Origin of the sequence: Agarivorans sp. JK6 (assembly GCF_045277145.1) — a bacterium.
Taxonomy (GTDB): domain Bacteria; phylum Pseudomonadota; class Gammaproteobacteria; order Enterobacterales; family Celerinatantimonadaceae; genus Agarivorans; species Agarivorans albus.
In genome coordinates, this window is record NZ_CP113525.1 from 1,674,752 (window position 1) to 1,688,468 (window position 13,717).

At 45.3% G+C, this 13,717-nt stretch carries 13 protein-coding genes; all 13 read left to right on the forward strand.

The window, feature by feature from the left end:
* The first annotated feature begins 125 nt into the window (after window positions 1-125).
* The 13 genes from OV592_RS07915 (at window position 126) to fliP (ending at window position 13,705) form a co-directional block, all read left to right on the forward strand.
* Window positions 126-2,339 (forward strand): EAL domain-containing protein, encoded by a 2,214-nt coding sequence (locus tag OV592_RS07915; protein ID WP_406611417.1) that lies wholly within the window; start codon window positions 126-128, stop codon window positions 2,337-2,339.
* Between the two features lie 72 nt (window positions 2,340-2,411).
* On the forward strand, window positions 2,412-2,756 hold the full coding sequence (fliE, locus tag OV592_RS07920; RefSeq protein WP_406611007.1) for a flagellar hook-basal body complex protein FliE: 345 nt from the start codon (window positions 2,412-2,414) through the stop codon (window positions 2,754-2,756).
* A 42-nt stretch (window positions 2,757-2,798) separates the two neighbouring features.
* A complete protein-coding gene (gene fliF, locus OV592_RS07925; protein ID WP_152781330.1) occupies window positions 2,799-4,493 on the forward strand; it encodes a flagellar basal-body MS-ring/collar protein FliF in 1,695 nt (564 codons plus the stop codon).
* A complete protein-coding gene (gene fliG, locus OV592_RS07930; protein ID WP_040307146.1) occupies window positions 4,483-5,517 on the forward strand; it encodes a flagellar motor switch protein FliG in 1,035 nt (344 codons plus the stop codon). The genes fliF and fliG overlap by 11 nt, the downstream gene beginning before the upstream one ends.
* 2 nt (window positions 5,518-5,519) lie before the next feature.
* Window positions 5,520-6,581, forward strand: coding sequence for a flagellar assembly protein FliH (locus tag OV592_RS07935; RefSeq protein ID WP_406611008.1), 1,062 nt, complete (start codon window positions 5,520-5,522; stop codon window positions 6,579-6,581).
* Window positions 6,559-7,902 (forward strand): flagellar protein export ATPase FliI, encoded by a 1,344-nt coding sequence (gene fliI, locus OV592_RS07940; protein ID WP_016401712.1) that lies wholly within the window; start codon window positions 6,559-6,561, stop codon window positions 7,900-7,902. The genes OV592_RS07935 and fliI overlap by 23 nt, the downstream gene beginning before the upstream one ends.
* A gap of 32 nt (window positions 7,903-7,934) precedes the next feature.
* Complete coding sequence (fliJ, locus tag OV592_RS07945) at window positions 7,935-8,378, forward strand: flagellar export protein FliJ (RefSeq protein ID WP_406611009.1); 444 nt, start codon at window positions 7,935-7,937, stop codon at window positions 8,376-8,378.
* A 97-nt stretch (window positions 8,379-8,475) separates the two neighbouring features.
* Complete coding sequence (locus OV592_RS07950) at window positions 8,476-10,548, forward strand: flagellar hook-length control protein FliK (protein ID WP_406611010.1); 2,073 nt, start codon at window positions 8,476-8,478, stop codon at window positions 10,546-10,548.
* Between the two features lie 83 nt (window positions 10,549-10,631).
* On the forward strand, window positions 10,632-11,141 hold the full coding sequence (fliL, locus tag OV592_RS07955) for a flagellar basal body-associated protein FliL (protein ID WP_338625437.1): 510 nt from the start codon (window positions 10,632-10,634) through the stop codon (window positions 11,139-11,141).
* Window positions 11,142-11,150: 9 nt separating this feature from the next.
* Window positions 11,151-12,179 carry a flagellar motor switch protein FliM gene (fliM, locus tag OV592_RS07960; protein ID WP_406611011.1) on the forward strand — a complete coding sequence of 343 codons (1,029 nt, stop codon included), beginning with the start codon at window positions 11,151-11,153 and terminating at the stop codon, window positions 12,177-12,179.
* 17 nt (window positions 12,180-12,196) lie between these two features.
* On the forward strand, window positions 12,197-12,568 hold the full coding sequence (gene fliN / locus OV592_RS07965; RefSeq protein WP_016401707.1) for a flagellar motor switch protein FliN: 372 nt from the start codon (window positions 12,197-12,199) through the stop codon (window positions 12,566-12,568).
* Complete coding sequence (gene fliO, locus OV592_RS07970) at window positions 12,568-12,972, forward strand: flagellar biosynthetic protein FliO (protein ID WP_338625440.1); 405 nt, start codon at window positions 12,568-12,570, stop codon at window positions 12,970-12,972. The genes fliN and fliO overlap by 1 nt, the downstream gene beginning before the upstream one ends.
* Window positions 12,962-13,705 carry a flagellar type III secretion system pore protein FliP gene (gene fliP, locus OV592_RS07975; RefSeq protein WP_406611012.1) on the forward strand — a complete coding sequence of 248 codons (744 nt, stop codon included), beginning with the start codon at window positions 12,962-12,964 and terminating at the stop codon, window positions 13,703-13,705. Before fliO ends, fliP begins: the two co-directional genes overlap by 11 nt.
* Window positions 13,706-13,717: the final 12 nt, after the last annotated feature.

Genomic DNA, 13,717 nt, shown 5'->3' on the forward strand with positions numbered 1-13,717 from the left:
ATTTTTCTTAGCTTTTTGGTATGCTGTCACGACTATGAACTTGGTGCAACGAATGCCAGGTCAGAGCGTTTTTTTAGGAGCTAAATAGTTTGCGGTTGTGCCTCGTTAGATTCTTAACGTTGCTAGTGGTAGGTTGTTGTTGGTCGTTAGGCGCGAACGCCTATATAGTCAATGCGAGTGAATATCAATGGCTCGAAGATAATCCAGAAATCAGGGTTGCTGTAGTGGCAGACCGTTTGCCGCTGGAGACTATTGATCAGGCTGGTACTCCTCAAGGCTACGCGGTAGAAGCGCTAAATCAGCTGGCTTTTCAAACCCGTTTAAAACTCAAATACACCGCTTATCCAAATATCACCGATGCGATAATGGCCTTACAACATGGCCAAGTGGATATGCTTAGCAGCGCCAGTTCCCACCGCCGTCTTAGCCCTTTTGTTCATTACACCTTAACCACTTGGGTTCAACCACTGGCGTTATTTCATCCGCTAGAGCAAGCGCGCTTCGCGAATATGAAACAATTAGCTGGGAAAAACGTAGCAACGGTTGCCGGGAGTAGTGCTCACGAAGCCTTATTAAGCAAATACCCCGACGTAAACATCATCGTCTATGCAAGCCTGGTTGAAGCCTTGCAATCGGTAGTGGAGCAACAAAGTGTTGCTTTGCTAGCGGGCAGCGATGAAGTGGCCGCTAACTTACGTGCCCATCCTCAATGGCGCTTACAGCAAGCATTTCAGCTTGAACATGGCATGCTGCACCGCTTTGCTATTCGTGAAGATTGGCAGCCTTTAGTGGATTTAATGAACCGCGGCATTTTGTCTTTTGAGGCAGATTATAGCGAACAGACTTATCGACGCTGGCAGGCTTACGCGGCCATTAGCGGCCAAACAGGGCAGTTTTCTTACTGGTGGCTTCTCGGTGTATTGTTATTGCTTTCGATAGTGGCCTCAGCCTTTGTTTTAGTCAGCCAGCATCTTAAAAAAGCCAACAACAAAACCTTACAACTGCGCGAGCAACTTGATTACTGGAAAAACCATGATGAAGTAACCAGCTTGCCTAATCGTCGCCACATCACTCGCTTACTGACCAACTGGTTAGACGATGCGACCCCGTTATCGGTATTAATGTTTGATTTCCCAAGGCAAAATGAAGTATTCGAAAACTTCGGTCAGCGCTTAGGCGAAGTCACTAAAGAAGCTTATGCCAAGCGCGTTCAAAAAAGCTTACGTAAGCATTACCCTGAAGCACAATTAGCCTACTGGTATCACCATTACTTTGTTGTGGTTGTGCCAAATGTGAATAAAGACAAAGAAGTCATCGAAATCGCTAAGCAAATTGTGCAAAGCTGTCGCGGTTGGTTGCGTTTAGAACAACTGCAATTGCTGACTCGCTGTCATGTGGGTTACTGCAGCTATCATCCAAGGCGTGAAGCCTTGCATAGCGATACTTTGTTGGCTAATACCTTTACCGCGCTAAATCACGCGGTTAAAACGGGTGTAAGTGTTTGCCGTTACCGACCGGATTTAAGCCAAGCGGGTTTAGTAAAGCTCACCTTAGAATCTAAATTGCGTCGCGCTATTGGCAATAACGAGTTAGATTTATTCTTTCAGCCGCAATACTGTTTAAAAACCAATAAAGTGATTGGCGCCGAAGTATTGTTGCGTTGGTTTACCGAAGATGGCGCTATCTCACCCGATGAGTTTGTACCCGTTGCCGAAGAAACCGGTTTGGTACTGCAGCTAGATAAGTGGGTGTTCCAAAATGCTATGCGCTTTATGGCGCGCTTCTCTAGCCAACTACCTGAAGGCTTTAAGCTATCGGTAAACTTTTCTGCTGCCACTGTGTCGCTGGGTCATGCAGAGAAAATTGCGATTAACTATGCCAAGCAGTGGCAGGTTAATCCACAGCGTATCTGTATCGAGATCACCGAGTCTGCGATGATGGAACAACCAACAGAAGCTAAAGCCAGTATTCAGCGAATGCGTGATGCAGGCTTTGGTATTGCCATTGACGACTTTGGTACCGGTTATTCTTCAATGGCTTACCTTAAGCATTTGCCAGTAACAGTACTTAAAATCGACCGCGCCTTTGTTAGCGGCTTAGAAGATAATTTATCGGATCAACACATTGTTAAAGCGATGGTGATGATCGCCCGCAGTATGAAGTATCAAGTTCTCATCGAGGGTATTGAAACTCAAGTTCAAGCCAACCTTGCTTCGGTAATGGGTTGTGAGCAAGCGCAAGGCTATTTCTTTGCGAGACCTCAGCCAGAAGCTGACTTTGTGAAGAACTATCTGCCTAAAACATCTACAAAAGAGAACCTTCGATTAGTTGTTAATTAATCTTGGCGCGGCTTTTGCTTTTCCCTGTATATCTTAAGAATAATGCCATTTATCTGGCGGTAGAGGGAAATCATGAGAGTAGATTCGGCAAACCTATTTAGCGAACTGCAATCAATGGCTGGTGAAATGAAAACAGGCGGCATCGCCAACGACATTGCTACGCCAAGCAGCCAGTTAACGACCTCTTCGGTAAATAGCGATTTTGGTAACCTGCTAAAAGACGCGATAAATAATGTGAATGGCTTGCAATCTAATGCCAATGACTTGCGAACCCGCTTTGATTTAGGTGACCGCAGTGTAGGCATTGGTGATGTAATGATTGCCGCTCAAAAATCTAGCATCGCCTTTGATGCAACGGTTCAAGTAAGAAATAAGCTAGTTGATGCTTATAAACAAATCATGTCCATGCCGGTTTAGTGTGGCTAGGAGAATATTGTGGCTAGCGAAGGAAGTAACGCAATGAGTCAAGAACCGGCACTACTAGGTTCAGATAGCGAAGGTGATAGCTTAGAGGCTACCGAGCAGCAAAGCTCTGCCTTATCATTTTTAAGCAATGGTGACGTGCTGCGTCAAATCATCATGATTTTGGCTTTGGCTATTTGTTTGGCAATGGCTGTCTTCCTATTGATGTGGGCTAAAGAGCCCGAGATGCGTCCGCTGGGTAACATGAATACTAGCGAGTTGGTTGAGACACTCGACTTCTTAGACGCCCAGAAAATTCCTTACACTATTGAAGGCAACACTGTATTAGTAAATGCCGAGCAATATCAAGATATTAAGCTTAAACTGCGCCGCTCTGGACTAACCGAAGCAGCGCCTGCCGGTGAACAAATTCTGCTAAACGATATGGGCTTTGGAGTGAGCCAACGCTTAGAAGGAGAGCGACTAAAACTTAGTCGTGAACGCCAGTTAGCTACCGCCATCGAGCAAATGAAATCAGTGAATAAAGCGCAAGTGCTGCTCGCTATTCCTAAAAGCAATGTATTTGCCCGCCGAGAGCAAAAGCCATCAGCTACCGTGGTAGTTAATCTACGTGGCGGAAATGGCCTTAAGCAGGAAGAAATTGACTCGATCGTTGATATTGTGGCCTCTGCAGTTCAAGGCTTAGTGCCTACTCGCGTTACGGTGACCGACCAAAACGGCCGCTTATTAAACTCTGGTAGCCAAGACCCGCTATCTTCACGCACTCGCAAAGAATTTGAGATGGAGCGTAAGCGCGAAGAAGAATATAAAGACAAAATTGACGCCATCATGATTCCAATCGTGGGCGTGGGCAATTACACGGCTGAAGTAGATGTTACTCTTGATTTTACCGCCGTTGAACAAACTCAAAAACGCTTTAATCCAGATTTACCAGCTGTGCGCAGTGAATATACTATTGAAGATAACAACGTTGGTGCCGGCGCTATTGGTATCCCTGGAGCGTTAACTAATCAACCTCCACTGCCAGCAGAAATTCCAGAGCAAGCAGGAGCTGCTAACAACCAAGTTCAATCAGGCAGCAGTCATAAAGAATCTACCCGTAACTATGAGCTAGATACCACCATTAGCCATACTCGCTCTCAAGTGGGAACCCTGAGACGCTTGAGTGTATCGGTGGCTTTGGATTACAACAGTCAAGTTTCTGACAGTGGTGAAACAACCCGCGAGCCGCGCTCTGCTGAACAAATAGCCAGCATTCGCCGCTTATTGCAAGGTGGTGTCGGTTTTAACCTAAGCCGCGGCGATACCTTAGAGGTGGTAAGTGTACCGTTTTCTCGCCCAGAAATTTTCACCGAAGCTGATTTACCCGTTTGGGAGCAAGCGTGGTTCTGGCGAGCGATGCGGATAGCAGGCAGCGTACTGGTATTAATTGTGTTGATTGTTGCTGTGGTTCGCCCAATGCTGAATCGCATTCTATCGTCTGGTGAAGAAGATGAGCAGGCCGAAACTGATTTAGATGCAGCATTAGCCGCTTACGAAAATGACGATGATTTACAGCTTATCTCGGCAGATAATACTGAAGTAGACTTTGGTATTCGCGATGGTCAGCTTAAACTGCCAGACTTACATAAAGATGAAGACATGCTAAAAGCGGTTCGTGCGCTAGTAGCAAATGAGCCAGACCTAGCGGCGATGGTGATTAAAGATTGGGTAATTAACGATGCCAAATGAAGATGAAGTAAATCCAGAGGAAGTCCTCGGTGATATGAGTGGTATTGAGCGCGCAGCGATTTTGATGCTGAGCCTCAATGAAGACGATGCCGCTACCATTTTCCGCCACCTTGAGCCAAAGCAGGTTCAGCGTTTAGGTATGGCAATGGCATCATTAGAAGACTTTTCTCACGATCGAGTGGTTGCGGTTCATCGCTTGTTTATTGATGACATCCAAAAATACACCAATATTGGTATTGGTAGTCAGGACTTCGTACGTAATGCCTTAACCGCAGCATTGGGTGAAGACCGTGCGTCTAGCCTGGTTGACCAAATCATCATGGGTAGTGGCGCTAAAGGCCTTGACTCCTTGAAATGGATGGATGCGCGCCAGGTGGCTAACATCATCCAAAACGAACACCCGCAAATCCAAACAATTGTTTTGTCTTATTTAGAAGCTGAGCAATCTGCTGAGATTATGTCGCAATTCCAAGATAAAGTGCGTTTAGACTTAATGATGCGTATTGCCAACCTTGAAGAAGTTCAGCCTGCGGCACTAACCGAATTGAACGAAATTATGGAGAAACAGTTTGCTGGTCAAGCTGGTGCGCAAGCTGCCAAGATGGGCGGCCTGAAAGCTGCTGCAAACATCATGAACTTCTTAGATACCAACATGGAAGGCATGTTGATGGACTCTATTCGCGAAAGCGACGAAGAGATGGCGCAACAAATTCAAGATCTCATGTTTGTATTCGAAAACTTGGTGGATATCGACGACCGTGGTATTCAAACCTTGTTGCGTGATGTTCCGGGCGAGTTACTGCAAAAAGCACTTAAAGGTGCCGACGATTCACTGAAAGACAAGATCTTCAATAACATGTCTAAACGTGCGGCAGAAATGCTTAAAGATGACCTTGAAGCCATGGGACCAATCAAGGTTAGTGAAGTTGAAACTGCCCAGAAAGAAATTCTGTCGATTGCTCGACGCCTCTCTGAAGCCGGTGAAATTATGATTGGCGGCGGCGGTGGAGATGAGTTCTTATAAACATGAGCGACCAAGATAAAACGCCAGAACAAGAGAGCGAAGATCTCGCGCAAGACGCTCCAATTGAAGCGTCCAGCGAGATGATGGATGAAGATGAGATAGCTGCGCTTTTAGAGCAAAATGATGCTTCACCAGCCGGTGAAGCGCCAGTAGCAGAAGAACAAAGTAGCGATGTAAGTGACGAACAAGCGGCGATTGACGCGATGTTAGCCGATGCAGCAGAACAGCAAAATATAGCGGCTGAACAGCCAAATAATGAACTGCCAAGTAATGAACAGGCGGACTCTGAGCCAGAAGGCGATATAGCTTGGCCTCTCCCAGACTTCACCGATCCCCACCATGTTGAAGAAGAGCCTACTAGCAACGTATTTAATATGAAGCCAGCGTGGTTCAACGAAGAGCCCGTTGAAGAAGAGCCTGAAATCCAATTTGAGCCGATGACAATTGAAGAGCTAGAAGCGCTTCGACAGTCTGCTTATGAAGAGGGCAAAGCTGAAGGTAAAGCGGAAGGTCACAAAGAAGGTTTGCTAACCGGCCACGAAGAAGGCTTGGAACAAGGTAAGGCACTAGGCCATCAAGAGGGCTTAAGCCAAGGTTTAAGTGAAGGACAGCAACAAATTGATCAGTTAAGCAGCCGTTGGCAAGGGCTTATCGACCAGCTTCATCAGCCCAATAAACAGATTGATGAAGAGGTTGAGCTACAAGTGGTAGAGCTAGCCACTAAACTTGCGGCAGAAATTGTCCAAGTAGAGCTGGTGACTAACCCGAGCATAATAGCCAAAACCGTTAAGCAAGCAGTAGCTGCGCTGCCTTTGCAAAAACAACATATTCGCATTCATCTACACCCAGAAGACATGGCGGTGATTCAAGCTGTGTTTCCTCCAGAAACCCAAGCAAAGAAAAACTGGCAATTATTAGCAGATGGTAGCTTAACGCAAGGTGACTGTTTAATTGAAAACGACCTTTCTTCAGTATCTGTAGATATGAATGAAGTGATTAAACAAAGCCTACAGTCTTTTATTCGCCAAAATGGTCAAGACGATGACGCTGAGCCAACGACTTAAAGCTTATAACACTGAGCATGTTCGCAACGCACCAACGGTTGCGGGTAAATTGACTCGGGTGGTTGGCTTAACCTTAGAAGCCGTTGGATGTCGCGCGCCAGTAGGCTCGCTTTGTTCAGTAGAAACGCTTGATGGTTTTTTAGAAGCTGAAGTGGTGGGTTTTTCTGGCGATAAGCTTTTCCTCATGCCCAGTGAACAGCTTACTGGAGTGCTGCCTGGTGCTCGAGTTATTCCAATGCATGAACACCACGGTATACCAGTAGGTATGGAGTTACTTGGCCGAGTAATTGACGGCGTAGGCAAACCACTTGATGGTTTGGGGGATATTAATTGCAAGCAAACCACTAACCTTAGCTCCGCGCGTTTAAACCCCATGGCAAGAAAGCCAATTAAACAACCATTGGATGTTGGAGTTCGTTCGATTAATTCGGTACTTACCGTAGGTCAGGGTCAGCGAATGGGCCTATTTGCCGGCTCTGGTGTGGGTAAAAGTGTACTCATGGGCATGATGACGCGTGGAACCACTGCTGATGTAGTCGTCGTGGGGTTGATTGGTGAACGTGGCCGAGAAGTAAAAGAGTTTATTGACGACATTTTAGGTGAAGAAGGCCGCCAACGGGCGGTTGTGGTGGCTGCGCCTGCCGATGCTTCACCGCTTATGCGTTTGAAGGGCTGTGACACTACTTTAACCATTGCCGAGTACTTCCGCGATCAAGGCTTAAATGTATTACTGCTAATGGACTCTTTAACCCGCTACGCCCAAGCCCAGCGTGAAATAGCCTTAGCCATTGGTGAGCCGCCAGCGACCAAAGGTTATCCACCATCGGTTTTTGCCAAACTACCTCGTTTGGTGGAGCGCGCTGGCAATGGCGGAGAAGGGCAAGGTTCTATCACCGCCTTTTTTACCGTGCTTACCGAAGGAGATGATTTACAGGATCCGATTGCCGATGCCGCGCGAGCTATTCTTGACGGACATATTGTATTGTCGCGCGAGTTAGCCGACTCTGGCCATTACCCCGCGGTTGATATCGAAAAGTCAATCAGTCGAGTAATGCCTGCGGTAACGAGTGAAGGGCATCAGCAACTGGCTCGCCAGCTAAAATCGCTCAATGCTTCTTACCAGCAAAACCAAGATCTTATCGCTATTGGCGCCTACCAACGCGGCGCAGATAAACGCATTGATTTAGCCATCGCCATGAAGCCGCACATGGACCAGTTCTTGCAGCAAGAGATGAAAGAAGTAGTAGCTTATGACGAAAGTCTGACGCGGATGGAACGCACCATGCAAATGGCTAACATCAATGCGCAAGGCCCATTATAAGCAACTAAGATTTAGCTTAGTAGGAGATGGGCATGGCAAGGCGAGCTTTATATTTAATGGTGGAACGCTTGCAAGAACAAGAGCAAGACGCCGCCCGAGACATGGCCGAAGCACAACAGCAACTTAGCGAATTTGAAGCACAACTTGCGCATCTCGAAGACTACCGACGTTCTTATCTCGAGCAAGCCTTAGCCAAGGGAGTTGACGGTTTTTATGCGGACAGCTTTCATCAATATCAATTGTTTATTCAAAAGCTTGAACAAGCCAGCGTTCAGCAGGGGAAAAGCATTGAACAGGTGAAAAAGAACGTGTTGTTGAAGCGCAAGCAATGGCTAGATGTACAAGCAAAGCGCAAAGCAATGGAACTGCTGATTGATAAACAAGTAAAACAAATACAGCATAAACAAGCACGAGAAGAGCAAAAACTATTAGATGAATATGCGCTATATGCACATCTTCGAGGTCAAGCGAGCTAATCGGCACGTTTAATGCTTTGAATTTTAGATAATGCTAGCGCGCCTTCAATATGTGGGTCGCGAAACAAATATTTTTATCGCAAGGGTAAGCAAATATATGGAATTACTGTTAACCGACACAGCCAATGCCAAACAGTTTTCTTCACTAGGAAGTGCAGCGCTTAGTCCCTCTGAAAAAAGTGAAGACTTTGCTAAACTAGTCAAAGAGTTAGAGAACCTCCCAAAAGCTGATAGCCCAGTAAAGAAAGCGATTGAAAAGCAGCTTTCCGGCTCGAAAAATAACGCAAGTGACGATGCTGAAGCTGGTAAAGCTCAAAGTCCTAGTGATTTGTTAAAACAGTTGGATAATGCCAAGCAAGCGGCCGATGGTATAGATAAAAACCAAGGTGAATCTAAAAAAACTGCTGAGACAGAGCTAGCTAACAGTAGTAAATCTTCTGATAGTAAAGACATTACTATCGCTGAAGAGTCTAGTAAGGAAGAATCTGTTGACACTGAAGCTTCTAGTAAAAATCAACAAAAACAGTCGCTTGTTGATAGTGACTCTTCCTTAAAACAAGAGAACACAGCCGTTGGGGATGAAAAACTAGCCGCCGACAAGCAAACGTTAGTTAATCAAACAACACAAAGCGGCAGAGAGTTGCCGCCTACTCAAACAGAAGCAAGTAAAACACTTTCGAGCGATGCTAAAGACAGTAGCGAAGTGAGCGATGGGAAAGGTGCTACAGCTAAACCCGTTAAAGTAGATATCGCAGCAACTGCTGGTTCACAAAATGCTCAAACAGCTAACTCAAAAGAAGCCGCAGTAGAAAGCCTGAACTCTACTAAGTCAGAAACCTTTGATAAAACCACCGCTGGCCAGGAACAAAGCAGCAATAAACAACAGCGAGCTGGTGAAACTGTGGACCCCAAAAAAGTTGCTGATAATGACCAAAAGCTTGACTCAAGCAATGAGCGAATTAGCAAAGAAAATGCACCAACTTTAGCGGGTGAGCATAACAAAACCTTAAGTGCTAAAGAGGGTGAGCGTTTGACTTCAAGCGCTAATGAAAAAGCGCCATTAGACAAAGTTGTTGCTACTGTTAGTCAAAGTGATGAGCAAAAAACGCTTAAGGCTAAAGAGTCCGAAGCCTTAGCTTCTAGCACTACAGAAAAAGCTCTCGCGGATAAATCCCTAAGTGCTGCCCAAGACAAAGCTTCTGAAAAGCCTTTATCTTTAGCAGAGCAAAACCGATTAAAACAACAGGGCGAGGCTCAAGCTAATCATTCAATGGCTAAACCTCATGTAGACCAAGAGGAAACAAAGGCGAAAGAGCTGAATGCCAAATTAAGCGGCGAATCTTTGGCTGCTCAGCAAACTAGTAAAGTAAGCGACGAGCCTAAAGTTGGCGTCGTTGTTCAGCAGGGCACTAATACTACCGTTAACAGCAAAGTTGGCGCTGCAGATGTTGCCCAGCAAAGCGATAAACTTGCCAGCGCAAGTATTGCTGCTGCGAGTAGTAAGCAATCGAGCGGTGAAAATGGTTCCGAGAATAAGGAACAGCAGTCATCACAGACCCAACAACAGGGATTACCTAACCAAGCTGAAGCTACTCGACCACAAGAGCACCACAGCATTTTTAGAGCTGCTTCGGGCGCCGACGTGGTGGCTCGGGCAGAGCAGGGAAGTAATGAAGCTGTACTAAAACAAGCTCAGCAAGCTAATCAAGTTAATGATAAAGCAACGCAGTTCAATGAACGTTTAAACCCTGCGCAATACCAAGCGCCAGCTGAGTTAAACCAACGGGTACAATACATGTTGAGCCAGGGCATGCAAAAGGCTGAGATTCGTTTAGACCCTGCGGAGCTAGGAAGCATGCAAATTCGCTTGCAAATGAACCAAGACCAACAAGTCTCGGTACAAATTCAAGTACAAAATCCGCAAGCGCGTGAAGCTTTGGAACAAACAATGCCACGTTTACGAGAAATGCTGCAGCAACAGGGAATCGAACTGGGGCAAAATCAGGTTAGCCAACAAAATCAAGGCAGCGCTTCTCAACAAGGTGGAGGGCAAACAATGGCTGGTGGACAATCGACCAACGGCGAACTCGTTGATGATACTACTGAGCAAGACATGAGCGCATTGCTGGCGAATCAAGCAAACAGTGATGGCATTGACTTTTATGCCTAGTTTATTTCTATGAGATGCTGTTGAAGCGCCTCTTAACTATGTAATAATAAAAGCAGTTTAGCGATAATTTCATGGAAGCGTAGATGGCTGAAGAATCAGAATTAAAAGTAGAAGATGGTGAAGGTGGCAGTAAAAAGAAGCTAATTATCATCATCGCTATTGTCGCCGTATTGGTGATTGGTGGTGTGGTTGGCTTTTTGTTAATGGGCGGCGACTCAGATGAAGCCCCGGCTGCAGCAGAACCAGCAGAGGAAGCAACGTCTTCAGTTACTCATACAGCCTTGTATGTAGGTATGCCAAGACCATTCGTGTTTAATATTGTGGGCGACCACCGAGATCGTTTAGTACAAATTAAAGTACAATTATTGGTTCGTGGTACTGCCAATGAAGAAGCCGCCAAGCTACATATTCCATTGATTGAAGGGACCTTATTGAGTGTATTTAGCTCTGCAACCGTAGAAGACTTATCCACTCAAGAAGGCAAAGACAAAATTCGCGAGAATTCGTTAACTGAGACACAAAAAGCATTAAAAGAGATAACCGGTAAAGTAGTGGTAGAAAAAATCCTATTCACCGGCTTTGTAATGCAATAAAGGACCAACGTGAGCGATTTATTAAGCCAAGACGAGATCGATGCGCTATTACACGGTGTTGATGACATAGAAGAGGACATCATAGAGCCAGAAATGTCTGGCAGTGTGGTGGAGTTTGACTTCTCTTCTCAAGATCGAATCGTTCGTGGACGAATGCCAACTCTTGAGTTGGTTAATGAACGATTTGCTAGGCATATGCGAATTAGCCTATTTAATATGATGCGCCGCACAGCGGAAGTATCTATTAATGGCGTGCAAATGATTAAGTTTGGCGAATACGTTCACACGCTATTTGTTCCTACCAGTTTAAACATGGTTCGTTTTCGACCTTTAAAAGGTACTGCTTTAGTAACCATGGAAGCGCGTTTGGTGTTCATTTTGGTAGAGAACTTCTTCGGTGGAGATGGGCGTTATCATGCCAAAATTGAAGGCCGCGAGTTCACACCTACCGAGCGCCGCATTATTCAAATGCTGCTTAAAATTATTTTTGAAGACTATGTAGAAGCTTGGGCGCCAGTAATGGACGTTGGCTTCGATTATTTGGACTCAGAAGTAAACCCCGCAATGGCCAATATCGTGAGCCCTACCGAAGTGATTGTTGTTAGCTCATTTCATATTGAACTGGATGGTGGCGGTGGCGACTTCCATATATCTATGCCGTATTCAATGTTGGAGCCGATTCGAGAGCTCTTAGATGCGGGTGTGCAAAGTGATAAACAAGACACCGACCAGCGTTGGAGCTCAGCACTAAGTGATGAAATCATGGATGTGCCAGTGGGTTTACATACTAAGCTGCTAGAAACTGACGTAACGTTGCGTCAGTTAATGGAACTTAAAGCGGGTGATATTATACCGGTTGAGATGCCTGAAACTGCTATGTTATATGTTGAAGATTTACCTAGTTACCGAGTTAAACTTGGTAGACAAAAAGAAAAAATGGCACTGAAAATTGATACTCAGTTAAAACGTCCCGACACTGTGAAGAGTGACCTTGAAATGGTGGTAAGTAGCCGCCGTTCATCACCGGGCGACGAGTAAAGTAATAAGGATAAAATATGAGTGATCAAGATGATATGGCTGATGAGTGGGCAGCTGCGATGGCCGAAGCTGAGCCTGCCCCGCTTGAAGACTTTGTCGATGAATCAAAACCCATAACCGAAGAAGAGCAACGTAAGCTTGATTCGATTATGGACATTCCTGTAACTATTTCCATGGAAGTAGGCCGCAGCAATATTAGCATACGTAACCTGTTACAACTTAACCAAGGCTCAGTGGTAGAACTAGATAGGGTTGCCGGCGAACCGTTGGATGTTTTGGTAAACGGAACATTGATTGCGCACGGTGAAGTGGTAGTTGTAAATGATAAGTTTGGTATTCGCCTTACCGACGTTATTAGCCAAACCGAACGTATTAAAAAGCTCAAGTAATGCAACAAGTCCTCGCATTCATCATTGCAGCTGGCATTAGTTTGCCAGCTTTAGCTGAACAAGAAACCACTACTCCTCCCAATAGCCAAGTTGAACTGCTTTCGTGGGTAATGTCTTTGGCTTTAGTCTTAGTCACTATTTTTGTTTGTGCATGGGTACTAAAGAAGACTCGGCTTAGCCAGTTTGCTGGTGGTCAGTCTAAAGTGGTCACCAACTTAGCTTTAGGTACGCGAGAGCGGGTGATGGTGGTAGAAATTGGTGAACAGCAGTATTTAATTGGTGTTACGGCTCAATCTATAAACCTTTTAGATAAGTTAGATAAACCCATTGTTGCCAAGCCGAATAAGATGAGTGGCTCATTCACTAAACAGTTACAAGGATTGTTGGCTAAAAATGAAAAGTAAGCTGTTTATTTGCCTAAGTTTGTTGCTTGGTGTTGTTGCACCCAGCTTTGCTCAAGAAGGTATTTTGCCGGCTATCACTATGACCACTAATCCAGATGGTGGACAAGAGTATTCGGTGACCTTGCAAGTCTTGGCTTTGATGACTGCGCTGTCATTTTTGCCTGCATTAGTGATTATGATGACATCCTTCACCCGCATCGTGGTGGTGATGTCTATTTTAAGGCAAGCCATGGGTTTGCAACAAAGCCCGTCAAATCAAGTAATTATTGGCATCGCTTTATTTTTGACCTTTTTCATTATGTCGCCGGTAATCGATGAAGTGAATACTCAGGCTGTTCAGCCATATTTAAGTGAAGACCTTACTTCGATGCAGGCTTTCGAAAAAGCCAAACAGCCGCTCAAAGAGTTTATGTTGGCGCAAACCCGACTAACGGATTTGGAAACCTTTGTTAAAATTGCCAAAGTGGAAGTGGGATCGCCGGAAGAGGTACCTTTCAATGTACTTATTCCTGCCTTTATCACCTCAGAGCTTAAAACCGCTTTCCAAATTGGCTTCATGTTGTTTATTCCCTTCTTGGTTATCGACTTAGTGGTGGCCAGTATCTTAATGGCAATGGGTATGATGATGCTGTCGCCAATGATTGTATCTTTGCCATTTAAGCTAATGCTGTTTGTGTTGGTAGATGGTTGGAGCTTGGTGATGGGCACACTTGCAAATAGTTTTGGCGTATAGACGTAGGAGCCT

Coding starts and splice junctions, on each gene's coding strand:
- fliE (WP_406611007.1), top strand. CDS start 2,412: ATGAGAGTAGATTCGGCAAACCTATTTAGCGAACTGCAATCAATGGCT.
- fliF (WP_152781330.1), top strand. CDS start 2,799: ATGAGTCAAGAACCGGCACTACTAGGTTCAGATAGCGAAGGTGATAGC.
- fliG (WP_040307146.1), top strand. CDS start 4,483: ATGCCAAATGAAGATGAAGTAAATCCAGAGGAAGTCCTCGGTGATATG.
- OV592_RS07935 (WP_406611008.1), top strand. CDS start 5,520: ATGAGCGACCAAGATAAAACGCCAGAACAAGAGAGCGAAGATCTCGCG.
- fliI (WP_016401712.1), top strand. CDS start 6,559: ATGACGCTGAGCCAACGACTTAAAGCTTATAACACTGAGCATGTTCGC.
- fliJ (WP_406611009.1), top strand. CDS start 7,935: ATGGCAAGGCGAGCTTTATATTTAATGGTGGAACGCTTGCAAGAACAA.
- OV592_RS07950 (WP_406611010.1), top strand. CDS start 8,476: ATGGAATTACTGTTAACCGACACAGCCAATGCCAAACAGTTTTCTTCA.
- fliL (WP_338625437.1), top strand. CDS start 10,632: ATGGCTGAAGAATCAGAATTAAAAGTAGAAGATGGTGAAGGTGGCAGT.
- fliN (WP_016401707.1), top strand. CDS start 12,197: ATGAGTGATCAAGATGATATGGCTGATGAGTGGGCAGCTGCGATGGCC.
- fliO (WP_338625440.1), top strand. CDS start 12,568: ATGCAACAAGTCCTCGCATTCATCATTGCAGCTGGCATTAGTTTGCCA.
- fliP (WP_406611012.1), top strand. CDS start 12,962: ATGAAAAGTAAGCTGTTTATTTGCCTAAGTTTGTTGCTTGGTGTTGTT.